The sequence below is a fragment of the Algoriphagus pacificus genome (assembly GCF_017254845.1).
GTDB lineage: Bacteria > Bacteroidota > Bacteroidia > Cytophagales > Cyclobacteriaceae > Algoriphagus > Algoriphagus pacificus.
The window spans coordinates 79,449-102,795 of sequence record NZ_JAFKCU010000006.1 but is presented as its reverse complement, the minus strand read 5'-3'; the positions used below and the strand labels follow the sequence as shown (position 1 = coordinate 102,795).

The window sequence follows — 23,347 nt, the reverse complement described above, 5'->3', positions numbered from 1 at the left end:
TAGGATAATCAATGGGATAAAAATTTATGGGTTTAAGTCAAAAGATGAACTCATGAAATTTTCTTCCGATCAAAAAAAGCTTCTCGTTGCTGTAAATGCTGAGAAAATTTATAATGCTACTGAAGAATTAAAGGATGTAATAAATCTAAATATTGGGTATCCAGATGGAGTAGGGGCAGTTTGGGCACTTCATCAAAAAGGTATGAAGCAAGCTGTAAAAATACCTGGCGTTGAGCTTTGGCTTGAGTTTGTTAATAAATTCAATAAGGATAAGACTTTTTATTTCATTGGTGCAAGAGAAGAGATAATTCAATCAACTATCAGAAAATTAAAAATTGATTTTCCTGGAATTAAACTCGCTGGATTTAGGAATGGATATTTCCAAGAGGATGAAAGAGCAGAATTGATAGAAGATGTTGTGAGAAAAAAGCCTGATTTTGTTTTTGTTGCCATGGGAAGCCCAAGTCAAGAACGTTTGATGACAGAAATGGCTTCAAAACACCCCAGTGTTTATTTAGGACTTGGAGGTAGCTTTGATATTTATTCTGGCAAGACAAAGCGTGCTCCAAAGTTTTTTTTGGACATGAAGCTAGAGTGGTTTTATCGACTCATATCTGAGCCAAAAAGAGCTTTTCGTCAGGTCAAATTAATTGATTTTACCTGGAAGATGCTGCGGAAAAAATATTAAAAGACATCTTTCCCATTGCTTGATTTATGGGAGATTTTATTGTTCTTCCCCTTTTTTGAAGCGGAAGAAATTTGATCCACAGAGTAGTCATAGATTCCGAAAAGTTGAGTTTTCATAGCTTGGTTGTCTATGCAATTGTTTTTGGAAAACTCATTATTACTCAGATACTCCTTCAAAGCAATAGCTCCGCGTGTGGAAAGTGTTAAACCTCTTTGATTGCCATTAATAGCTTTATTTCCCACCACTTTGGAATTACTCATCTGCCGGAAAAGGAATCCATATAATCCGCTCTTTTCAGCAACATTATTGGTAAACTCTATTCGTTCAGACACTTCAGGAAAAGGATGGGATGCTGTTTCTATCCCAAACCCAATACCACATCCAATTGCTTCATTGTTGATTAATTTGGTGTCAGATTGAGGAACATGAATTCTGAATCCATAATTGCTACAATTAATTGCCTGGCTGTTTTGGATCAATCCATTCTTCTTGTAAGCAATCGCAAAGCCGGAACCAAATCCTTTTTCTGGACTTGGACCTCCTTTAGCAATACAATCTTTTACAATTAGATTATCAACAATCAAATAATAGCCATTGTCCTCAAACCAATTTTCAGCTCTGCAGCCTTCAAAGCTGATATCCTTTCCATTGGCATAAAAACCAGTTCCGGCTCCTTTGCTAGTTGAGTTGATCACCTTTGTCCCAAAATCAGTAGTAAGTATCCCTCTAGATCTTCCAGAATTATTTTCAGTGGTAAAAGCATGGGCATTTAAGGAAGTGACATCTTGAATGATATTTCCAGAATTAGCTCCTTTAAAATCATAAAAAGCTACACCATGCCAAGTATTACTTGTTTCCACCTTGCTGATTTTAGAATTGGTGCAATTTCGGAGACAAATTCCTCCTTTGGCCTTCAATTCCTTTTTCTTATAAGCGGCTTCTATGGAAAGATTTGAAACTGAAATACTTTCATTTACAACACTAGGGTCTGTAGTGATGATTGCTTGTGACTTGCTGCTGTTCCAATTACCTACTTCAGGATTGCGGAAAAGAATGGTTTTTTGGACACCTTCACCTTCAATGGATACATTGGATTTTAGAATCAAAGCATCATGTAATAGATATTTTCCTTCCGGAATTATTACAGTTCCACCATCACCTTTTGATAAACTATCTATTAAAGCATTGATAATTCCAGTATTATCAGAAACTCCACTGGGATCTGCTCCATATACTAAAATGTTTAGCTTTTGTGAATACCCAGCTTGAGTTGATAGAATAATTAAAAAAATAATTACACTGAAGAAATTTGAACTTTTATTTACAGTTTTCATTGTTCATTCATTGGGTTTAGATTCTCAAATTACTAATTTAATAGGAAGGAGGAAGGGCTTTAAGTTGAAGCTTTTATTCTTATTCTCATTATTGGTGATTGGTTTTCAGCTTAATGCACAAACATTACAGTCTGGAGATCCTGTTTTGGAAGAAGCATTCCGCAGATGGCAATTAGAAGGAAAAGTAAGTAAAAACATCTCTTTCGCTCTAAGACCCTTCGAACTCTCACCTGATCAATGGAATTCTTTTTTTCATTTGAATCAATCAGATACTTTTTCTCTTGGTCTATCAAAAACCGAGCAAAGAAAGTCTTTTAACGTCCCAACCTATTTCAGACAAAAAGTAGCAATAAATACAGGAAAGCCATACGGATGGGGAAATGGGGCAATGGTGCCAAATGTGGGAATCCAATCCTATTCCCAAATAGGATTTTCTTTAAAGGCTTCAATTTTAAGAATTCAGTTTTCTCCCGAATTTGTCTGGACTCAAAATAAGCCCTATCAAGGTTTTGGTGATGGATTTGATGCCAGAGTTTATAGGGCTAAATATAGATACTGGAGTTTTGGGGATTATCCTGAAAGATACGGGGATGGCTCAACTTCATTTTTTTGGTGGGGACAATCTAAGATTACAATTCAGGCAGGGGCATTCGAAACGGGGCTTTCTACCGAAAACATTTGGTGGGGTCCTGGCCAGTTTAGTGCCTTGACATTCAGTAATAATGCACGAAGCTTTCCCCATTTCACTTTAAATACACGTAGACCGGCTAAAACCTTCCTTGGTACATTTGAGGCACAGCTTTTAGTTGGGAAAATAGAAGATTCAGGGATAGCTCCTTCTCAGATCCAAGCCTTAAATGATGAATATTTTGCTCCTTTTAGCGGCGATTTTAAATATTTAAATGCCTTAACTATTACCTATCAACCCAAATGGATCCCAGGTTTTTTCGTGGGTGTTAATCGTACTCATCAACAATACAATAGTCAGAGAGGAAATGATTTTATCGATTACTTCCCTGTTTTGGAGCCATTCCAAAAATCTGTTTATGGTTTTGACAAAGATGATGAGGGAAGAGATCAACAAGTTACATTTTTTGGTAGGGCAGTAATTCCTTCCGCCAAGGCAGAAGTTTATTTTGAATATGGAAGAAGGGATCATGCATTTAATTGGAGAGAGGCAACCTTAAACCCCGAACATGCCAGAGCCTATTTACTTGGTTTCCAGAAGCTTTTTCATTTTGGGAAGACCTACCAGGTAAGGGCAGAAATGCTTAATCAACAAGAATCCATCAATAGGACAATCCGTTATGCAGGCTTGGGTGGATCGTATACTTGGCATACACATGGACAAGCTAGAGGGTTTACCAACTTTGGAGAGGCATTAGGAACGGGGCCAGGAGTGGGATCAAATGTTCAAACATTAGAAATCTCTCAAGTTGATGGACTCAACAAACGCGGCATCCTATTGGAAAGATTGGCCAATAATCAGGACTTTTTTTATAGAGCTTTTGGAAGGAACCCGGAAAAAAAGCCCTGGATAGATTTTAGTCTTGGGCTACTTTGGGACCAGCAGTTCAATAGGCTTATTTTAAGTGGAAAGGCACAATTTATCCGAAGCATAAACTACCAGTGGGAGTCTGAAGACATCAGCACTACAGACTATCCCAATGGACAAAAGAAGTTTGCTTTTTTCGGGAACTTCCACCTAACCTATAATCTAAAGAAGTAAATAGTTTAAGCGTTTTATTTCAATCATTTCCTATTACTTTTGCTAAGGATTTCAAATGAGTAACTTTGGTACTCATTTTATTTATTTAGTAAAGAAAATCAAGCTTCCTTAGGGATGAAAATCAATAAAAAAACTGATTTTCTAAATTATCCACTGCTGGGTTTCTGTGACCGAAAGGGCGAAGCTGTATTAATTCATTACCTTCCACTTAAAACATTTTTGATTTAATGTTGACACCAATTCAAGATGTGAAAATTGCTGTAATCGGACTAGGCTATGTTGGCTTACCCTTGGCAGTCGAGTTTGCTAAAAAGTACCCAACAGTAGGTTTTGATATTGATTCCAGACGTGTGGACGAATTGAAATCAGGAATAGATAACACATTGGAAGTGGAAAATGAGCTTCTTCAATCAGTTCTATCAAGCTCTGAATCCTTTGAAAAAGGTTTATTTCCAACTAGTGATTCCAAGCTTCTAGAGGATTGCCAAGTTTATATAGTAACTGTTCCTACTCCAACAGATAAACACAACCGACCTGTTCTGACTCCTATGATCAAGGCTTCAGAAAACATTGGGAAGTTTCTAAAAAAAGGTGATGTTGTAATCTACGAATCAACTGTTTATCCTGGAGTGACAGAAGATGAATGTGTCCCGGTCCTTGAACAAGTTTCTGGATTGAAATTCAATAAAGATTTTTTTGCAGGCTATTCCCCTGAAAGGATCAATCCTGGAGATAAAGAGCACACTGTAGCTAAAATCCTAAAAGTTACTTCAGGAAGTACGACTGAAGTTGCTGAATACGTAGATCAGCTTTACAAAACTGTTATTACAGCTGGCACTCATAAAGCTTCTTCCATTAAAGTTGCAGAAGCTGCCAAAGTCATAGAAAACTCCCAAAGAGACATCAATATTGCTTTTGTAAACGAGCTTTCGAAGATATTCAATCTTATGGGGATTGATACAAATGAAGTTCTGGAAGCAGCAGGTACTAAGTGGAATTTCCTGAAATTCAAACCAGGTTTAGTAGGAGGTCATTGCATTGGTGTTGATCCATTCTATTTGGCCCAGAAAGCTCAGGAACTGGGCTATCATCCTGAAATAATCCTAGCTGGTAGAAGGCTGAATGATTCCATGGGTAAACATGTGGCCACGGAGGTAATCAAGCTTATGATGCGAAAAGATTTGAAGGTAATTGATTCCAAAGTATTGATTCTAGGATTTACTTTCAAAGAGGATTGTCCTGATGTAAGAAATACCCGTGTTATCGATATTTACAAAGAGTTGAAATCATTTGACATGGACGTAGATGTCTATGATCCATGGGCTAATCCGAAGGAAGTTGCACATGAATATGGTATTCAAATTATGAGTGGAAGCCAATCTCCTGACTTGAAGCAGTATTCTGCAATTATCCTTGCTGTATCACATCATCAATTTAAAACATTGAATATCAGTAAATCGGCAGATCAGGTTGTCTACGATGTGAAAGGAGTTTTGAATAAGGATTCAGTAGATGCTAGATTATAATTTGACATCGATTTTATCATCAAAAATTGTCTTATTTTAGCCGAAATTTAAAATAGTTAATAAAAGGTAAAATGAATTTTAAAATAATAGTTCAACTTTTTGTGCTTATAGCAATTCTATCTTCATGTGTTTCAAATAAGAAGATTGTATACTTGCAAGAACTTGAGGATAGTAATCCCAACGTCTATTCAAGTGATAGGTATGGATACAATGAAGAAAAATACAGACTTCAAAATTTCGATATTGTCGAAATTAATATCAAAACCTCCAGTGAAGAATTAAATGACATTTTTAGCATCGTAACTGGGGATCAGAATAACATGAATATGAACATGGGCCAAAGTGGTGGAGACCTGTTTTTTATGAATGGTTATACTTTAGATGAAGAAGGGAAAGTTGAAATTCCACTGTTGGGAGAAGTAAATCTGGTAGGGCTAACTACTGAGGAGGCTAAATCTCTGATTGAAGAGAAAGTTCAGAAATTTGTTCCTGATGATGATTTTTTTGTTAGAGTCAGATTGGGAGGGATTAGGTTCAGTGCTTTAGGTGAATTCAATGCGCCTGGAAAACAGACTATTTTGCAGAATAGAGTGACTATTTTTGAAGCTTTAGCTGCAGCAGGGGATTTGACCACTATTGCAAAAAGGGATGAGATAATTTTATTGCGTCAATATCCTGACGGAAGCCAAATCCACAAAATCAATTTAAATGATAGAGAATTGTTAGGTTCAGAGTTTTATTTTTTGAAACCCAATGATGTAATCTATGCTGAACCTTTAAAAGTTAGAGAATTAGGTGCAGGAACGAATTTTATTCAAACACTTGCTTTAATTACCTCTACAGTATCTACTATTGCGCTAATTTTAACAATAGTTCGCTAATAAGCTATTTATGAATTTTGAAAGTAACGAAAACGACTTTTTAGTCGAAGACTCAGGTTTTGAATTAAAGGCTATTTTTAATAAGCTCATCCAGAGATGGTTGGTTATTCTGATTTCCGTTATTGTTTTTCTGGTTTTAGGTTTTCTGTATACTAAGACATCTCCTCCTTTTTACAGGGTAGAGGGAATGTTTTTTATAAAAGAAAAGGAGAACCCTTTGGCATTTTTCGGTTCTCCTGGAATAATTGAAAGCTCTAGTATGGGGCTCCAAAATGAGACGATTATTCTAAAGTCAAAACCTGTCGCTTTAGAGGTTTTGAAAAAGCTGGACTTTCAGGTTGAATACTACAAAGAAGGTTCTTTTGTAGATTCTGAAATTTATCAGAGTAAACCAATAATCGTGGAAGTGGATTGGAAAAAACCACAAACCATTGATGGTTTTTTAAAAATTGAATGGAATAATAATTCCCAATTTACACTGACATATGTTGATGAGGTATACAATAAATTATTGCCTGATGGGAGCAAAGTTTCACTTCAGATAAAACCAGACCCTATTCAATATAATTTCAATGAATTATTAAGTAACAATGAATTATCAATCAAAGTACTTAAAGTTTCCTCTGATGAATCAGGGAGTATTTTGGTCAAACTGAGGGATTTAAATTCATTAGCTACTAGATATGCCAACTCTCTAAAAATTGAGCCTGTAGAAAGAGGAGCTTCAATTATGTTGATGTCGGTGACAAGTCCAAACCTTCAAAAAGGTGAAGTGTATCTAAATACATTGATGCAAACTTTTTTGGATATGGAGTTGGATCAAAAAAATCAGTCTGCAAGCAAAACTGTAAATTTCATTGACTCTCAGGTTGCAGGAGCTGCTGATTCTTTGAGATATTTTGAAAACCAACTTCAAAACTTTAGATCTTCCAATAAAACATATAATCTAAGCTCCGAAAGTTCCTCTGTTTACGAAAGGTTAATAGAATATGAGAATCAACTAGCTGAAGAGGAATTCAAAAGAAAATATTACCAAGACTTAAAGAACTATCTGGCTAATGAAAGCTATCAAGATGTAATAGTTCCTTCAGGGATTGGTATTGAAGATCCTTTCTTAAATGGATTGATTGAAAACCTTCTTGAATTACAGGCTGATAAGTCTAGAATGCTAGCCAGCCAAACTGAAGCATCTCCGGCTGTTAAGGAAGTAAATAGAAAAATAAGTGATTTAAACCTCTCTATTAGAGAGAATTTAAATAATGTCGACTTTAATTCGAATTCCTTAATAAATGACCTGGAAAATAGGATTGATGAAATTGAAAGGTCTTTTGCAAGTCTTCCTGAAACAGAACAACAATTAATAAGAATTCAACGGGAGTTTTCTCTAACTGAAAATATTTACAACTATTTGATGGAGAGAAGGGCGGAAGCGGCAATTTCTAAAGCATCCAATGAAGCAAATAATAAGATTGTTGAGCCTGCAAGAGGTGGTGTTCAGATAAGTCCAACCCCATTAAAAAATTATCTTATAGCATTTTTACTTGGGCTATTCTTCCCTGTTTCTTTTGTTGTTGTAAGAGAATTATTTAGGACGAAAATTGAGGATGTACAATACCTGGAAAATAAATTAAAGATCCCTTTACTAGGTACTATTCTTCAAAACAAAAAAAGCGAAAGTAATCTCGTTGTTTTTGATCATAAAAAGTCAGGGATTTCAGAATCTTTCAGGTCTTTAAGGGCTAATTTGAAATTTATTCTTCCTAAGGATAAGCAAATTACATTTTTGGTTACTTCCACTATTTCAGGTGAGGGAAAAACATTCTGCGCAATGAACCTTGCTTCGGCATATAGTCTAACAGGTAAGAAGACAATTTTGGTAGGATGTGATATGCGGAAACCTAAAATCTTTGCAAATTTTGATTTGACAAATGATAAAGGTTTATCCACTTTTTTAAGTGGTCAAGAACCTGATTATGAAAAAATCATTTCCAAAACGAAATATTCTAATCTTGAGGTGATTGTTGCTGGACCTACACCTCCAAATCCTGCAGAGTTATTATTTGACGCAAGATTCGAACAGTTACTGAAGTCGCTCAAGGAAAGATATGATGTAATAGTTTTGGATACTCCTCCTGTAGGCTTAGTGAGTGAAACTTTGGATTTGTTAACACTCGTTGATTGTAGCCTTTTCGTTTTCAGACAAAATTATAGCCAGAGAGCATTCATTGATGCAGTTAATGGCTTGAAGGTTAATAAAGGAATCAAAAATATATTTGGCATCTTCAATGGTGTCGTTGATTCTAAGAAGGTTGCCTATGGATATGGCTATTCCTACGGGTATGGCTATGGTTACTACGAGGACGACAAAAAATAAATACCTTGCTAAACAAAAAGTGGTTTGAATTTCAAACCCTTTTTTTTATTCAAAAATTATGCTTCTAAAAGGAATTATTGAGAAAAACTTCAAGTATTTCTTTTTCTTCTTTTCTTATTTAAAATACAAAATCTTCGTCTTGATATTGCTTAGCCTTTTGGTTGGCTTATTGGACGGTTTTGGGCTAGCATTATTTATTCCTCTATTCCAAGTGGCTGTAGATGATTCATCTCAAAGCACCAACCCCGAACTAGGGGAATTAGATTTTTTGCTAGACTTCATGAATTCTGTAGGATTCAATTTGAATGTTGGGAATATTCTGATATTCATGACTACGCTATTTTTAATCAAAGGAATATTTAAATTTTTTGACAGTTATTATAAAGTGTCTCTCCAGATATTTTTTGTTAAGAAACTTAGGTTTAAGATGTTGGATGGTATGGAGGATGTCAGCTACCAAAATTTTGTTGGGATGGATGCTGGTCGGATTCAAAATACGCTTTCTGCAGAGGTTTATAAAGTAACAGCCTCTTTCATCAGTTATTTTAATACTCTTCAATACGCTGTCCTATTATTGGTGTATATGGGGCTTGCCTTTATTTCGAATTGGCAGTTTGCAATCCTTGTCAGTATCGGAGGCTTTATTTCTAATGTGTTCTTTAAAATGTTGTTTAGAAGAACGGAGGTAGCCTCAATTAATATTTCCAATAAGGGCCACGTTTTTCAGTCATTTTTGATCCAAGCTGTACAGCACTTTAAATACCTTAAAGCCACTTCTTATTTTAGGAATTACAAGCAAAAGCTTACCAAACAAGTAGATGAAATAGAAAACCTTCAAAAGAGAATCGGCTTATATAATTCTCTTTTAAATGGACTCAGAGAGCCAATTATTCTAATTATTGTAGTACTGGTTATTCTTATTCAGGTGAGTCTTCTTGGAGGCGGACTTGCGAGTATTTTATTGAGTTTAATGTTTTTTTATAGAGCCTTGAATTATGTCATTAGTGTCCAGTCTAGTTGGCAGACCTTTATATCCCAGTTTGGCGGGATTGTTTCTTCTACTGAAATAATTCAGATGTTTGATGAGGGAGTAGAAATAAACGATGGTCGAAATGGAATGGGACCTTTGGATTATATTTTTCTTGATAAGGTCGGATTTGGATTTAAAGACGGTCTGCAAATTCTTGAAAATGTGGATCTTGAGATTCAAAAAAATCAGACAATTGCATTTGTGGGACCTAGTGGAAGTGGTAAGACCACACTTGTAAATCTAATTGTTGGCTTATTTAATCCCAATCAAGGTAAAATTTACATTAATGGCCAAGAGAGAAACCAATTAAATATTCTGGAGCTTAGGTCAAAAGTAGGATATATAACACAAGAGCCTGTTATTTTTAATGACTCTATTTTTAATAACGTTACTTTTTGGCTACCAAAGACTCAAGAAAATTTAGAAAGATTTTGGAAAGCAATTGAAATGGCAAACCTAACAGATTTCGTTCGAAGCCTAAAAGGTCAAGAAGATATGGTTTTAGGAGATAATGGAGTTAAAGCTTCAGGAGGTCAGAAACAAAGGATTTCAATTGCAAGAGAACTATTTAAAGAAGTGGAGATCATAGTTTTTGATGAAGCAACTTCTGCATTAGATTCTGATTCTGAAAAAGTAATTCAGGAGAATATAAATTCCCTTCAAGGGAAATATACCATTATCTTAATTGCGCATAGATTAAGCACAATCAAAAGTGTCGATAAAATCTATTTGATTGATAATGGTAGAATAAAAGCTTCAGGGGACTTTGATCAGTTATTTCACTCGGACTCAAATTTCAGAAGAATGGTCCAATTACAGGAGTTTTGATACCTATTCAAAAAAAAATTCTTTTAGTAGGACCATTAAACGAGCAGGGTGTTGGAGGAAGACTCGAGGAAATGAAGGTCTGGGCAAGAGCTTTAGATACCCATGGAGCAATTGTCGAAGTTTTCTCAAGATTTAATTCAGGGCATTATTTTGATCATGTAAAAGTTTGGGAGTCTGCTCACATCATATTTGGAAAAAAGATTGATAGAATTCCAGCATTAAAATCTTTACTGATAAGAGTTTGGGCTTCAAAATTCCTAAAGGGAAGAAGAGAATTATTTTTTAAAAGTTCTTCTTGGAACAGATTTGCAAATGGGTTTGATGGAATTATTCTTTTTATCAACGACAGCTCATCTGAAAGAGAAATATTCGAATCTTCTTTGGACCTGCCGATATATATTCGGTTTACAGGTACATTAAAAAACTTTGACACACTTGTTAAAGATGGGCTAAATTTAAATCTCACTAAGAGAGCTTATATTTTCCATGATCCCAATCTTCTGAGAGATTTCATTCCAACGCTTCCTCATTATTTTATAGATCAAACTGCAATCCAAGAGGAAAAATTACTTAAGGTCCCCATAGATCAAAAATGTCAGGTTTTTGCCATGATAGGTCTATTCATGGAGGTGAAACAGGTGGAAGAAGTTATCCAAACTTTTGCAAATTTTCCAAAATTAAGATTATTGCTTTTTGGTAAAGGGGAATTAGAATCTTCATATAAAAAAATCATACAGAGGAATTCAATAAATAATGTTGAAATAAGAGGGTTTTTTCCGGCCCAAACTATGGAAATGATGTTTTACGAATTTGATAGTTTGATTATCAATTCCTCAGAAGAAACTGGGCCCATGACAGGGGTAGAGGCCATGGCGGCAGGAAAAATTATTATTTCAACAAGAGTAGGCGCAATGCCTGGACGCTTAAACAATGATTTTTTTATAATTAGCCCATCCAATTCCTTATCGGATATTATTGAAAATTTGGGGACTTTTAAACCCCAAAAAATAGAGAGAGAGAAGATGCGACTTCGAAATAAGTATCTGGAGAATTATTCAACCAATGCAATTTCCAAACAAATAGCAGATTTAATTTTAGTCTAGTAGCCCATGCGAGTTGGAAGTAATCCCTCAAAATCAAATTATAAAATTGAAATAGAATCCACTCATCGGGTGATTTTATCTGTTTATATTCCAAATCTTGAAGAAGATTACTTCAAGGATTCTCAACTGATTTTTAAATATTGTATCGAGTCACTTTTAGCAACTATCCATGAAAAAACCAGGGTCTCTATTGTTATCAATGGATGCTGCAAGGAAATAGCTGATATGATTTATGATTATCAGAAAAAATTCCATCTCATAGATCAAGTATTTTATACAAAAGAAAATCTCGGAAAAATCAACGCTATTTACTCCATTGTAAAAAGTAACTTAGAACCCTTATTAACTATTTCTGATGCAGATGTTATGTTTTTGCCAAATTGGCAAAAAGAGGTAGAGACTGTTTTTGTTGATTTTCCAGAAGCTGGTATGGTTTCCCCCGTTCCAAGTAGTAAAGGCTTTTTATTTAGTACTGCTTCAACTCTTTATTACGGATTGTTTAAGGGTAAAATCAAGTTCCAAAAGGTGAAAGATCCGGAAGGTCTAATAAATTTTCAGACTAGTGTTGGCTCTAATCTGTACCAAAAGATTCATTTGGAAAAATACCTGGTTATTTCCAATGGGCTAAAGGAGGCAGTTGTGGGATGTGGACATTTCGTAGCAACATTTAGAAAAGAAGTATTTGAGTTTGCACCAACGAAGGTGTGTCAATTTAGAGTACAAATGGGAAGTGAAGTATCCTACCTAGATGATCCAAATGATTTTTCTGGACATCTTAGGTTGGCTACTCTCGGCAATTACGCTTACCATTTAGGAAATAGCCCCCAGGCCTGGATGGAGGAAAGGCTCAATGAAATCAAAGCCGGCACAAACAACATTGAAGCGCTAGCCATTCCAGAGAGCAAACCACTCAAAAAGTGGCAATTTAAAACTGGCACATTCCTGAGCAGGCTATTGTTTTCTAAATTCAGACGTCAATACTTTCGGTATTTAGGTGTTAATGAACCATATTAAATGCAAGGCTTAAAACTTAAGATTTTAAGAAAGTTACAGCAATGGTCTAAGCCCTATTTTGACTATAAAAATGGGGTTAAAGTGTCTTTTTGGGCTTCAGGCATCCATCATGTTGAATTTGAAGGTGGGAATATCGTGCCTGAAAACTGTGTCTTTTCTGACAGAACAAAGCTTGGGTTTAGGACTACTTTGGGAACCAATAATTTTTTTGGAGGAAAAGTCACAATTGGAAAGTATTGTCAAATCGGAAGGGATGTAGCATTTCATCCAACAAATCACCCGATTTCTTTCCCTACAACTTATGTAAACAGCCAATTATTTGGAGGGGAACTTAAAAGTCTTAAAACTGAAAAACCCATCACTTTAGGACATGACATCTGGGTTGGCCATGGTGTTATTATTTTGGCGGGTGTCACAGTTGGAAATGGGGCTATCTTAGCCGCAGGATCAATAATTACCAAAGACGTAGAACCTTATAGTATAGTGGCTGGAAATCCAGCAAGATTAATTCGTAAAAGGTTTTCTGATCAATCAATAGAAGAACTGGAAAAGCTAAAGTGGTGGGATCTTTCAGATCAAGAACTTGAAAAGAACAAACCCTATTTTTTTAAAGAACTGAAGCCCTAAAAATGATACTGTTTAGTTCAGTGTTTTTCCCAATTAATAAAGCCGAATGAAAGTTTGTTTGTTAATTCCCGATGGAATCGGAATTAGAAATTATTTATATTCTAATATCATCCCACTGTTAAACGATAGAGCTGTGCAGATCGCGGTTTGGCATTCGTTGGACAAGGCGGTAATGAAAGAAACCGAGAGAATAAATCCCAAAATGAACTTTGAGGAGTATCAGTTTCGGTTTTACAAAGAAGATCCATTTCCTAGATTTCTTAGGGATTGTGTGGGATACGCAAGGTTAATGGTTAATTCCAAAATTGAGGATAATCCTACCATTTTAGACAACTGGCTTCCCAAGAAGAATTTCAAAGGTAAAGTCTCCAATTTTTTAGCTAAAAAGTTAGGCGGGACATTTGACAACCTGGATAAAATCACAAAGGTTGATACCATTATCCAACATCAAAACAGAAAGTCTTCCGCCTATAAACAGTACAAGGAAGATTTAAAGAAAATTAAACCAGATGTAATCCTTTGTACGCATCAAAGAGAACCCAATGCTGGCATAGCTATGCTGGCTGCCAATGATTTGGGTATCAAAACGGTTACAGCGATATTTTCTTGGGATAATTTACCTAAAGGCCGACTTCCAATGAGGGCTCAGAATTATTTGGTCTGGTCAAATTATATGAGAAGCGAGCTATTGAAGTATTTTCCAGATATAAAAGAAGAATCTATTCAAATTACTGGCACTCCCCAGTTTGATTTTTATTCGAATAAAAATTTAATCCAATCCAAAGAAGAATTTGCAGCAGAATATGGATTGGATCCATCCAAAAGATGGGTTTGTTTTTCAGGTGATGATTCCTTGACTTCTCCTCATGACCCTATTTATTTAAAAGATATCGGAGAAGCTTTGGATCAGGCGGAAGACTTGGAAATTCTCTTTAGACCGGTACCTGTTGAGGGATTCGAGCGATATCAATCAGTTTTGGATAAATATCCATTCATCAAAACCTTGGTTCCCAAATGGAAAAAAGGTGAGTTGTGGAATAAATTCTTCCCATATCCAGAGGATATTGCCGTTTTGGTCAATTTGGCTTACCATGCAGATACAGTCATAAATGTTGGCTCTACAATGGCATTGGATTTCTCTCAGTTTAATAAACCGGGATTATATGTTAATTACGAAGTAGATAAGAATCATCCTTGGTCGATTGAAAGAGTTTATAAATTTCAACATTTCAAGACATTTAAGGATCTTGATGCAGTAGGTTGGATTAATTCAAAAGATGAGATTTTGCCTATGGTCCGAAAAGCAATCAACACTCCAGATGAATTAGCAAAAGATAGATTAAAATGGAAGGAGAGAATTGTTTTCCAAGACCTTGAAAGTTCTGCAGCCCAAAGAATTGTCAATTTCCTGACTCCTTCAACAATCCAATAAAATGCACATTTGTTTCCTATCCCATGAATATCCCAAACCTGGTTTAAATCCTGGAGGGGTAGGGGTTTTCCTGTATACTTTTAGTCATTCTCTGGTTTCGGTAGGACATAGTGTGACCATTCTTGGAGCTAATGATTCCAAAGAAGATGAAGATCAAGCTAATGGAAACTTAAGAATCATTAGATTTGGGACTCCTTCATTACCTGGAATAAACTGGATGTTTATTGCTAAGAAATTAAACACTTACCTCAAGGAAATAAATAAATCTAAAAAGATTGACATTGTAGAAGGCTCAGAATTGGCCCTGGCTTTTCTTACCAAAATCCCTTCTATCACCTATGTGATTAGATTACATGGAGGACACCATTTTTTCTCTGATTCTGAAAATCGCCCTGTCAATTTTTGGAAGGGCTTTCAGGAAAAAAGATCTTTCAAAAAAGCAGATGCATTTATTGCAGTTTCAGATTACGTTCGGATACATACAGCAAAATACCTCTCTTTTCATCAAAAGCCATTAGCAACAATTCGTTACATGATCGACCAGAATAGGTTTTCTTATCGTGCAGAATACCCAGAGGCAAAACCCTATTCTTTGACATTTGCTGGAACTATCTGTGAGAAAAAAGGAGTTGGAAATCTTGTTGCCGCTATGCCTCAAGTAATCTCTCATTTCCCTGAGGCAAGTCTAGATATTTATGGGAAGGAATGGTTTTTCCCCAATGGTGAATCTTATACCGATTTAATTAAAAATAAAATTGAAAAAATGGGACTTGGAGACAAAATTAAGATCCATCCTCCTGTTTCACATGATCAAATTCCAACAATTTATTCCAAAGCCTCAATTTGTATTTTTCCTTCCTTTATGGAAACCCAAGGACTTGTAGCACCGGAAGCGATGCTCATGGGCAAAGTGGTCATCTTTACAGATAAAGGTCCAGGTCCTGAAACAATAACCCATGGAGAGAATGGGTTTTTGTGTAATCCCCTTGAGGTCTCCAATATTGAGGATACTATTATAACTGCTTTCAGGGCTAGGGAAAAATTTACGGAGATTGGAAAAGAAGCATATCTTAAGGCCAGTCAAATGTTTAACGTTTCCAATGTTTTGGAAAGAAATCTCTCATTCTATAATTCCGTGATTGATGGATGATTTTTTGATAATCACCTGTGTACACCATTCTGGTCAGGACGGAAAGTATTTTGCATATGGGCCATATGTAAGGGAAATGAACTTATGGATCGAAAATGAGAAGACGGTTGCAGTTGTGGCTCCTTTGATCAAAGATCAACTTCCCGGAAAAATCGACCTAGCTTACAATCATGAACGATTGAAATATATTAATGTCCCGGCCTATCATGTGCAAAGCATCAAAGCTATTTTTAAAGCCTTGATAGATCTTCCTGGAATTATCTTTCAGATAGCTAAAGCCATGAAAAAGGCAAAGCATATCCATATCCGTATTCCAGGAAATATGGGTTTATTAGCCATGTTTGTGCAGATTTTTTTTCCTGGAAAACCAAAAACCATCAAATACGCAGGTAATTGGGATGTTAATTCAAAGCAGCCCAAAACATATAAAATCCAGAGATTTATTGCCAATAGCCCATTTTTAACCAAAAATGCAAAAGTATTGGTTTACGGTGATTGGCCTGATAGCTCTAAAAATGTAATCTCTTTTTTTACTGCTAGTTATAAGGAAGAAGAGATAGCTGAAGTAAAAAAGACTCCCATCTCTAAAAAGCTAAAATTAGTTTTTGTTGGAGCGCTTTATGACGGTAAAAATCCAGAAATAGGAATCAAACTCTCAAAGTATCTTATAGATGCCAATGTGAATTTTGAATTTACCTATTGTGGAGATGGTGTCATGAGAAAAGAACTAGAAGAGGAGTCTAAGAAACTTGGCTTAGTTCAAAATGTGAAATTTTTGGGTAATGTTGATGCCAATAAAGTAAAAGAGACCTTAATGGATTCCCATTTTTTAATTTTCGTTTCGGAGACGGAAGGTTGGCCAAAGGCTGTTGCAGAAGCTATGTTTTGGGGCTGTGTTCCATTTACTTCAAAGGTTAGTTGTGTGCCCCAGATGGTCGGAGAAAATCGAGAAAGAGGAGTTTTGGTACCAAAAGATCCTAAGGAAATTTTCAGGGAATTGATGGAGGTAATTAGAAATGAATCTGAATTTGAAAGAATGAGCCAAGCTGCAATAGCATGGGCAAGAACATTTACACTGGAAAAATTTCAAACAGAAATCCAAAAACTGAAATGAAAATTCTCCAGTTAATCGATTCACTTGCTGTTGGCGGTGCTGAAAGAATGGCGGTAAATCTTGCAAATCTTTTTACTAAAAAGGGAATTTCAAACTTACTGATCAGCAGTCGGGCCGAAGGTCCACTATCACAATTAATACTGGACAGACAATCATTTTATTGCCTTGGTAAGAAATCAACACTTGACTTGAAGGCTTTTAAAAAATTGTTACAGATTGCCAAAGAGTTTCAACCTACCCACTTACATGTCCATGATTCATCGATTTATTGGGCTTTTCTATTAAAGAAATTTTTGCCCAACACAAAATTGATCTGGCATGCTCACTATGGCGGTCTATCTACTACAGATAATAGGTTTGGGAATAAGATAAAATTTATAGCTCCTGCAATCGATTTTGTTATTGCGGTAAACCAAGATTTAAGGGATTGGGTAAAAACGGAATTTCCAAGCATTAAAGCCTCTGCCTATATTGAGAATTTTCCTGATTTACCAGAAAGAGTAAATCGAAAAGAGACCAAACCTGAGATCCTGTGTTTGGCAAATTTAAAAGCTCCAAAAAATCACCACCTTTTGGTGCATTCGTTTGCAGAATTTAGCAAAATGCATCCGGCGTATAAATTAAAGTTAGTTGGATCCACAGATGATGAGGCTTACTTGAATTCTTTATTGGAAGAAATTGAGAAACTACAAATTCAATCGCAGGTAATCATTGCCGGGCAATCACTGGACCTATTAGCTATTTTTAAAGATGCGGAATTTGCAGTTTTATCCTCTGATATAGAAGGCTTACCAGTTTCTTTATTAGAATTGGGATTGGCAAAAGTTCCTATCATTTCAACTGAAGTAGGACAATGCAAAGAACTTTTGGGAAATGGGAAATTTGGTTTTTTAACTCCGCCAAGAGATGAAACAAAGCTTGCAGAAATGCTTACTTTTGTTTCAGAGAACAAGGATATTGCTCAGCAAAAAGCAGATGAATTTTATTTACATGTTTCAGAAAAATATGGCTTTAAAAACTTCATCGACAAGTATTTTCTACTTTTAAATCAAGACAATTAGGATGTTTGTTTTTTTTAATTCGATAAAGCAACAGAACAAATCTCTTTTTTGGTTGATTGTACATTTGTTATTGGGGGCTTCAGCGACTATCACTGCCATCCCAATGATACTTTTCTTTTATATTGCTTTAGGCTATAGCTTTATAAATCTATTTAATATTCATGCTAAAGAGAGACCTAGATTTATTGCAGAGATTATCATCTATTTTGCTTCATTTGAAGCACTTGGTAGGCTTGCAGGTTCGGATCCCTATATTCCTTATGAATTGGGTAAATATATCTTGCTTTTTCTTTGCCCATTGGGCATCGTTCTAAATAGGAATGTAAGTGGTAAAGGAATGATTGGTTTAATTATTCTCATTCTATCAATTCCTGCGGTATTATTTGATGAGAGTGGGCAAGTAACTTTCAATGATATTAAATTTAATATTCTAGGCTTGCTAAATCTGGGTGTTGCAATCTGGTTTTTCTCTTCCTTGAATATCTCTTTAAAGACCTTGATCAATTGGTCAAAACTTATGGTTTTCCCAATAGTTTCAGTTTTGATTTTTACTATTATCAGGACTCCTAATTTAGATGAAGTGGAATTTACCCTAGGGGCAAATTTTGCTACTGCAGGTGGATTTGGTTCAAATCAAGTTTCAACAATTCTAGGACTGGGTGTTTTTGTTTTTGCCGTTGCCATTTTATTGAATTACAGGATTTCAGGGGTTAAATGGATAGATGCTGCTCTATTGGGTTTATTTACTATTCAAGGCTTACTTACATTTTCGCGAGGAGGAATGATAGGTGGATTTTTCGGAGTATTTGTAGTGATGTTTTATCTTACAAAATTAAGTATCAAAGAAAGGCTTAAATTAAGGATCCCCAATTTCAAAAAGTACATTCTACCATTAGGTGTTTTACTTGTTATAGTGATGGTTGCAGCAAATGCTATCACTGGAGGGATGCTATTGCTTCGTTATATGGGAGAAACCCAAGGTACTTTGGCAGGTAGTGCAGAGAAAAACCTGAATAAAATCACAACAAATAGATCAGATATTTTTTTGGAAGATGTGGACTTGTTTTTAGACCACACTCTACTGGGTGTAGGAGTTGGGGCATCCACATATTTAAGAAATGAATATAAAGGCTATGCTCCCCATGTGGAATTGTCAAGGTTAATTGCCGAACATGGTATTTTGGGTTTGATAATTTTCTCCCTGTTTATTTTACTTCTCTTTATAAATAAAGCTAGAGCTCCTGAATCCATTAGTAAAGGGATTATTCTAGCCATGTTTTTAATTGGATTATTAGCAACATTCCACTCTGCCACAAGAACCTATATCACACCATTACTTATCGGGATTTCTTGTGTAACGATTGTTTCTAACAAAAAGGGGAATAGTAAAAAGAAACCACAGAGACCAAAGAGGCAAACCATATTGGCCTCAAAAAATGAAATTATTGCCGCTGCTTCCGAGGAGAGTCCTTCCCTTTATTAGAGTATGAAGATTTTTGCTTATAACGATTTCATACTCAAGGAGTATGAAAAGGAGATTTATGCTGATGACTCTCATATTTTATTTATAAAACATACTGCTGAAGTCTATTTTGATAACTTTATCCTAGGTTCCAGGTGCGTAAAGTCAGAGAAAAAAGGTCATTATTTTTTTACTTCAAATCCCCAAAAAGTCCTTAAGTTTCCCTTTTATGCAAGTGTATCACAATTTTTTACTAAGCCCTCTCTCTTATTTCAAGCTAAAAAAATTCTAAAAGAAGAAATTCCTAATAACGACGTTTTCTGGTTGACTTGGCCTCATCCAATCAGCTTTTTAGTATTAGCAATGATTGGAAGGAAAAAGCCAGTAGTACTTTTTGTAAGACAAAATCTGGAAGCTTTGATTGAAGTAAGGTATCAGGGAATTTATCGTTTTGTTGGTAAACTCTTCACAAAATTTCTCTATACCTATGCAAGGACATTTCATTCAAATGCCTTAGTTGTATCTATTGGAGATGAAATGTACCATTATTTCAAACCTATTTTTAAACACAATTTTTTGATCAGTGACTCTGTTGTCTCACAAAAGCAACAGCTTCCTCCTAGAACAATGGCAAATAAGAATCCAAGACTTCTTTTTGTTGGAAGACTTGAACCTGAAAAAGGATTGTTTGATTTGATTAAAGCGGTTCAACTGATAAATCAAAAGACTCCTGTTTCATTGTCAATAGTGGGTGAAGGAGGTTTGGAAAAGGAATTGAAGGACTATGTGGCATCAATAGGATTTGCGGATAAAGTGAATTTTGAAGGATATAAAGCTTTCGGAGAGGATTTATTTGAGTTATACAGGACACATGATATTATGGCTATTTCTTCCTACAGTGAAGGGCTACCAAAAATCATCAATGAAGCAAGAGCCTTTGCAATGCCTATTGTAACGACTAAGGTGGGAGGAATAGCAAAAGAATTGAATAATGGAGAAACCTGCCTTTTCGTAGAAGCAGGTCAGCCATCACAGTTTGCTAAGGCAGTAATTTCTTTGATTGAAACTCCATCCCTTTACCAAGAAATAAGCAGAAATCTGCATGATCAATTCAATTCAAATTCATTGGAGTATTGGAGTGGAGAATTTGCAGAAATAGTAAAAACATACATTGATAAGGATTTTAAAAAATGAATATCCAGAATAGTCCCCTGGTTTCAGTAGTAGTTCCTGTTTATAACACTGAAAAATATGTTCAAGACTGTATTGATTCGGTACTTAACCAAAGCTATCAAAACTGGGAACTAATTTTGGTAGATGATTTATCTACTGATAATTCTTTTTCAATATGTAAAAAAGCTGCAGAAAGAGATGAAAGGATCAAAGTCATATTAAAAGAAAAAAACAGCGGAGCTTTAGATTCTAGAAATACAGGTATCAAAGAGTCTAAAGGACATTTTTTATGTTTTTTGGATTCTGATGATACTTTTGAAAAGACAAAAATAGAAACACAGGTAAAATTCATGATGGAACATGATCATGCAGTTTCATTTACGATGTTTCAAAGAATTACTGAAGAAGGTGAGTTTATGGGTGCTAGTAATGTTCCATTTACTCCAAAAATTACCTATAGTCAATTATTGGGAAATCCTCAATTTTCAATCATTACCATTATGATTGATAAGCGCAAAGTAAATGTTCCTATTCTTGATTTAGAAATTGTAAAGGCTGAGGATTATGTATTCCATTTGGCTATTTTAAAGCAAGGATTTAAGGCTTTTGGCATTAATGAAGCACTTTCAAACTACAGGTTCAGAAAAGGCTCACAGAGCACTTCCTTTATGGGGAATGCCTCCGATTTATGGAAAGTGCTGTATAAAATAGAAAAATTGGGACCGATTTCTTCGGTATTTTATTTTTCCAGATATATAGTAAAAGGTCTAAAAAAGAGGATGATACTACTACAGCAGGTGAATCAAACTAAAAGGAAGGATTAATGACGCTTTTTGAAAAAATTCAAGCAAAATCATCAACATATCTCCAGAAGCTTGTTTCCATGTGGTTTCGATTGGTTGATAAAGTTGTCCCTAACTTTTTTAATGTTCAGACAGTAAAGGCTTCAGTTTTTCACTTGGGATACGGTTTTCCTGACGAGAATTTTCTGACTTCAATGCCTATAAAAACTCAACTTTGGGCAGAAGTAATTCCAGGGATGAGGGAAACATACAGGTTTTCAGATGAAGACAGTTACCATAAAATGTATGCTGATGCACGCTTTGCTTTTACCTGGAAAAAAGGAGGATGGGACTGTTTGAGGCATTATGAGATTTTGGCAAACGGTACTATTCCTGTTTTCCCTGATCTTTCTAATTGCCCTCAGAATACTCTTTCCCATTTGCCCAAGGAGCTTATAATAAAGGCAAATAAAGAATTACTTCCTTGGAAAGAAAATCCTGAATACAAAGCGAAGTACCAGGATTATCTAGAGCAATTACTGGATCATAGTAGAAAGAATGCTAGTACATCTGCAATAGCGAACAGATTCTTACAACAATTAGCTGCCAAACCAACTCAGAAAATTCTTTTTCTTAATTGTGATGTAAATGTCAACTACTCTAGGGAATTGCTTTTTATCGGTTTGAATAAAGTTATGAATGTAGAAAAGGGAATTTGCCTAGGATATCCAAAACTTGATTTTTTATATACTGACTATCCATTGGAAAAAGCCAATAAATGTTACGGCAAAGGATTTGGTTATACAAGAAGAATTGAACCTGTTCAGGCAAATGTTCAACTTCCCGATACAGCTATTGAAATTGAAAATTCTATCAGAGACAAAGAATGGGATTTCATCATTTATGGTAAAATGGGAGTGGACGAAGGACTTTTAGGTTCTGCCCCGACCTGTCCATTCTGGGAAACAGTTTCTGGTAATTATCCGAAAGAAAATATCGCATTTATCTATGGCGGTGATTCTATACAGGACCTGACAGATGTGGGAAGCATTCATACAAGACATCTTTTAAAGCATGCAAAATTAGGTAAATGCTTTGTCCGTGAGTTAAAACTAAACTGATGTCAAAAAAACAAGTATTCGAAATCCCACTTGTGTTTTGTGCTGACGGAAAGTTTATTTCCCATGCCATGACCACCATGCTTTCAGTGATCAATTCCAATCCGGATTTTGAATTCAGCTTTTATCTGGTAGCAAATGAATTGAATCAAGAAAAGGAGCTAAAAATATCTCAAAAACTGGCTTCATTGGGAGCCGAATTTAAATACATCCAAATCCAGGATTCCTCATTTGAAAACTTTCCGATTCCCCATCACTTTTCGAAAGCCAATTATTACAGATTGCTCATTCCCGGATTGATTCCATCCCCAAAGGCAATATATCTGGATGCAGATATTATCGTGGTAGATTCTTTAGTTCCATTTTTGGGTATTGACATGAATTCCCACTTACTTGCCGCTGTGGCAGACCCCATTTATAAATGGAAATCTGAGCTGGGAATGAAGCCAGATTCCACCTATTTCAATTCAGGTATGATGCTGATGAATTTGGATTTGTGGAAGGAAAAATCCATTTCTGAAAAAGCATTTGAGTTCGTTCAAGAAAACCCCCAGAAAATCAGATTTGTAGATCAGTGTGCTTTAAATGCAGTGATAGATGGGGATTTTTTGGAATTGCCTCCAAAATTTAATCAGCAGGCTATTTTATACAGAGAGGATTTTGACTTCAGTGCTGTAGGATGGTCAAAAGAGGAGAAAAGGGAGGCTATTGATTCCCCTGTTTTAATCCACTATACGGGGCCAAGTAAACCTTGGGAATACAATAGCAACCATCCAAGAAAATCTGACTATTGGAAAATACAAAAAGAATCACCTTTCAGGTTAAAATTTCCAGAAGGAATGATGTGGTCAGATCATTTCAAAACATTGTTTCCCAAATCATTTAAAAGTAAAATCAAGTCTTTGTTTAAACTCAATTGAT

Annotated in this window: 19 protein-coding genes; 18 read left to right on the top strand and 1 reads right to left on the bottom strand. The window is 35.5% G+C overall.

The window, feature by feature from the left end; genetic code table 11:
- Positions 1-52: 52 nt before the first annotated feature.
- Positions 53-688 (top strand): WecB/TagA/CpsF family glycosyltransferase, encoded by a 636-nt coding sequence (locus J0A69_RS19205; RefSeq protein ID WP_236033019.1) that lies wholly within the window; start codon positions 53-55, stop codon positions 686-688.
- Here J0A69_RS19205 and J0A69_RS19200 read toward each other — a convergent pair.
- Positions 685-2,022 (bottom strand): right-handed parallel beta-helix repeat-containing protein, encoded by a 1,338-nt coding sequence (locus tag J0A69_RS19200; protein WP_206588244.1) that lies wholly within the window; start codon positions 2,020-2,022, stop codon positions 685-687. The two genes, J0A69_RS19205 and J0A69_RS19200, sit on opposite strands and share 4 nt — an antisense overlap.
- Positions 2,023-2,086: 64 nt before the next feature.
- On the opposite strand from J0A69_RS19200, the gene J0A69_RS19195 reads away from it, so the two are divergent.
- The 17 genes from J0A69_RS19195 to J0A69_RS19115 all read left to right on the top strand — a co-directional run bounded on the left by J0A69_RS19195 (position 2,087) and on the right by J0A69_RS19115 (position 23,346).
- The gene (locus tag J0A69_RS19195) at positions 2,087-3,751 is read left to right on the top strand and encodes a capsule assembly Wzi family protein (RefSeq protein ID WP_206588243.1); all 1,665 of its coding nucleotides are present in this window, start codon (positions 2,087-2,089) and stop codon (positions 3,749-3,751) included.
- Positions 3,752-3,978: 227 nt separating this feature from the next.
- Positions 3,979-5,277: a nucleotide sugar dehydrogenase gene (locus J0A69_RS19190; protein WP_206588242.1), complete on the top strand. Its 1,299-nt coding sequence runs from the start codon at positions 3,979-3,981 to the stop codon at positions 5,275-5,277.
- 71 nt (positions 5,278-5,348) lie between these two features.
- Positions 5,349-6,158, top strand: coding sequence for a polysaccharide biosynthesis/export family protein (locus J0A69_RS19185; protein ID WP_206588241.1), 810 nt, complete (start codon positions 5,349-5,351; stop codon positions 6,156-6,158).
- A gap of 10 nt (positions 6,159-6,168) precedes the next feature.
- Positions 6,169-8,532: a GumC family protein gene (locus tag J0A69_RS19180; protein ID WP_206588240.1), complete on the top strand. Its 2,364-nt coding sequence runs from the start codon at positions 6,169-6,171 to the stop codon at positions 8,530-8,532.
- Positions 8,533-8,590: 58 nt separating this feature from the next.
- On the top strand, positions 8,591-10,390 hold the full coding sequence (locus tag J0A69_RS19175) for an ABC transporter ATP-binding protein (RefSeq protein ID WP_206588239.1): 1,800 nt from the start codon (positions 8,591-8,593) through the stop codon (positions 10,388-10,390).
- Positions 10,387-11,493, top strand: coding sequence for a glycosyltransferase family 4 protein (locus tag J0A69_RS19170; RefSeq protein WP_206588238.1), 1,107 nt, complete (start codon positions 10,387-10,389; stop codon positions 11,491-11,493). The genes J0A69_RS19175 and J0A69_RS19170 overlap by 4 nt, the downstream gene beginning before the upstream one ends.
- Positions 11,494-11,499: 6 nt before the next feature.
- A complete protein-coding gene (locus J0A69_RS19165; protein WP_206588237.1) occupies positions 11,500-12,507 on the top strand; it encodes a glycosyltransferase family A protein in 1,008 nt (335 codons plus the stop codon).
- Entirely contained in the window at positions 12,508-13,134 is a 627-nt protein-coding gene (locus J0A69_RS19160) for a CatB-related O-acetyltransferase (protein WP_206588236.1), read from the top strand.
- 46 nt (positions 13,135-13,180) lie between these two features.
- Entirely contained in the window at positions 13,181-14,566 is a 1,386-nt protein-coding gene (locus tag J0A69_RS19155; protein WP_206588235.1) for a glycosyltransferase family protein, read from the top strand.
- 1 nt (position 14,567) lies between these two features.
- Positions 14,568-15,716 (top strand): glycosyltransferase family 4 protein, encoded by a 1,149-nt coding sequence (locus J0A69_RS19150; protein ID WP_206588234.1) that lies wholly within the window; start codon positions 14,568-14,570, stop codon positions 15,714-15,716.
- Positions 15,709-16,830 carry a glycosyltransferase family 4 protein gene (locus J0A69_RS19145; protein ID WP_206588233.1) on the top strand — a complete coding sequence of 374 codons (1,122 nt, stop codon included), beginning with the start codon at positions 15,709-15,711 and terminating at the stop codon, positions 16,828-16,830. The genes J0A69_RS19150 and J0A69_RS19145 overlap by 8 nt, the downstream gene beginning before the upstream one ends.
- Positions 16,827-17,891, top strand: coding sequence for a glycosyltransferase (locus J0A69_RS19140; RefSeq protein ID WP_206588232.1), 1,065 nt, complete (start codon positions 16,827-16,829; stop codon positions 17,889-17,891). The genes J0A69_RS19145 and J0A69_RS19140 overlap by 4 nt, the downstream gene beginning before the upstream one ends.
- Before the next feature lie 52 nt (positions 17,892-17,943).
- Positions 17,944-19,374, top strand: coding sequence for an O-antigen ligase family protein (locus J0A69_RS19135; RefSeq protein WP_206588231.1), 1,431 nt, complete (start codon positions 17,944-17,946; stop codon positions 19,372-19,374).
- Between the two features lie 3 nt (positions 19,375-19,377).
- A complete protein-coding gene (locus J0A69_RS19130; protein ID WP_206588230.1) occupies positions 19,378-20,547 on the top strand; it encodes a glycosyltransferase family 4 protein in 1,170 nt (389 codons plus the stop codon).
- The gene (locus J0A69_RS19125) at positions 20,544-21,350 is read left to right on the top strand and encodes a glycosyltransferase family 2 protein (RefSeq protein WP_206588229.1); all 807 of its coding nucleotides are present in this window, start codon (positions 20,544-20,546) and stop codon (positions 21,348-21,350) included. The genes J0A69_RS19130 and J0A69_RS19125 overlap by 4 nt, the downstream gene beginning before the upstream one ends.
- Complete coding sequence (locus J0A69_RS19120) at positions 21,350-22,429, top strand: hypothetical protein (RefSeq protein ID WP_206588228.1); 1,080 nt, start codon at positions 21,350-21,352, stop codon at positions 22,427-22,429. Before J0A69_RS19125 ends, J0A69_RS19120 begins: the two co-directional genes overlap by 1 nt.
- Complete coding sequence (locus J0A69_RS19115; RefSeq protein WP_206588227.1) at positions 22,429-23,346, top strand: glycosyltransferase family 8 protein; 918 nt, start codon at positions 22,429-22,431, stop codon at positions 23,344-23,346. Before J0A69_RS19120 ends, J0A69_RS19115 begins: the two co-directional genes overlap by 1 nt.
- Position 23,347 lies beyond the last annotated feature (1 nt).

Bases quoted from the DNA above. Each gene is read 5' to 3' on its own strand.
- J0A69_RS19205 (WP_236033019.1), top strand. From the start codon at position 53: ATGAAATTTTCTTCCGATCAAAAAAAGCTTCTCGTTGCTGTAAATGCT.
- J0A69_RS19200 (WP_206588244.1), bottom strand. From the start codon at position 2,022: ATGAAAACTGTAAATAAAAGTTCAAATTTCTTCAGTGTAATTATTTTT.
- J0A69_RS19190 (WP_206588242.1), top strand. From the start codon at position 3,979: ATGTTGACACCAATTCAAGATGTGAAAATTGCTGTAATCGGACTAGGC.
- J0A69_RS19185 (WP_206588241.1), top strand. From the start codon at position 5,349: ATGAATTTTAAAATAATAGTTCAACTTTTTGTGCTTATAGCAATTCTA.
- J0A69_RS19180 (WP_206588240.1), top strand. From the start codon at position 6,169: ATGAATTTTGAAAGTAACGAAAACGACTTTTTAGTCGAAGACTCAGGT.
- J0A69_RS19175 (WP_206588239.1), top strand. From the start codon at position 8,591: ATGCTTCTAAAAGGAATTATTGAGAAAAACTTCAAGTATTTCTTTTTC.
- J0A69_RS19165 (WP_206588237.1), top strand. From the start codon at position 11,500: ATGCGAGTTGGAAGTAATCCCTCAAAATCAAATTATAAAATTGAAATA.
- J0A69_RS19160 (WP_206588236.1), top strand. From the start codon at position 12,508: ATGCAAGGCTTAAAACTTAAGATTTTAAGAAAGTTACAGCAATGGTCT.
- J0A69_RS19155 (WP_206588235.1), top strand. From the start codon at position 13,181: ATGAAAGTTTGTTTGTTAATTCCCGATGGAATCGGAATTAGAAATTAT.
- J0A69_RS19150 (WP_206588234.1), top strand. From the start codon at position 14,568: ATGCACATTTGTTTCCTATCCCATGAATATCCCAAACCTGGTTTAAAT.
- J0A69_RS19145 (WP_206588233.1), top strand. From the start codon at position 15,709: ATGGATGATTTTTTGATAATCACCTGTGTACACCATTCTGGTCAGGAC.
- J0A69_RS19140 (WP_206588232.1), top strand. From the start codon at position 16,827: ATGAAAATTCTCCAGTTAATCGATTCACTTGCTGTTGGCGGTGCTGAA.
- J0A69_RS19130 (WP_206588230.1), top strand. From the start codon at position 19,378: ATGAAGATTTTTGCTTATAACGATTTCATACTCAAGGAGTATGAAAAG.
- J0A69_RS19125 (WP_206588229.1), top strand. From the start codon at position 20,544: ATGAATATCCAGAATAGTCCCCTGGTTTCAGTAGTAGTTCCTGTTTAT.
- J0A69_RS19120 (WP_206588228.1), top strand. From the start codon at position 21,350: ATGACGCTTTTTGAAAAAATTCAAGCAAAATCATCAACATATCTCCAG.
- J0A69_RS19115 (WP_206588227.1), top strand. From the start codon at position 22,429: ATGTCAAAAAAACAAGTATTCGAAATCCCACTTGTGTTTTGTGCTGAC.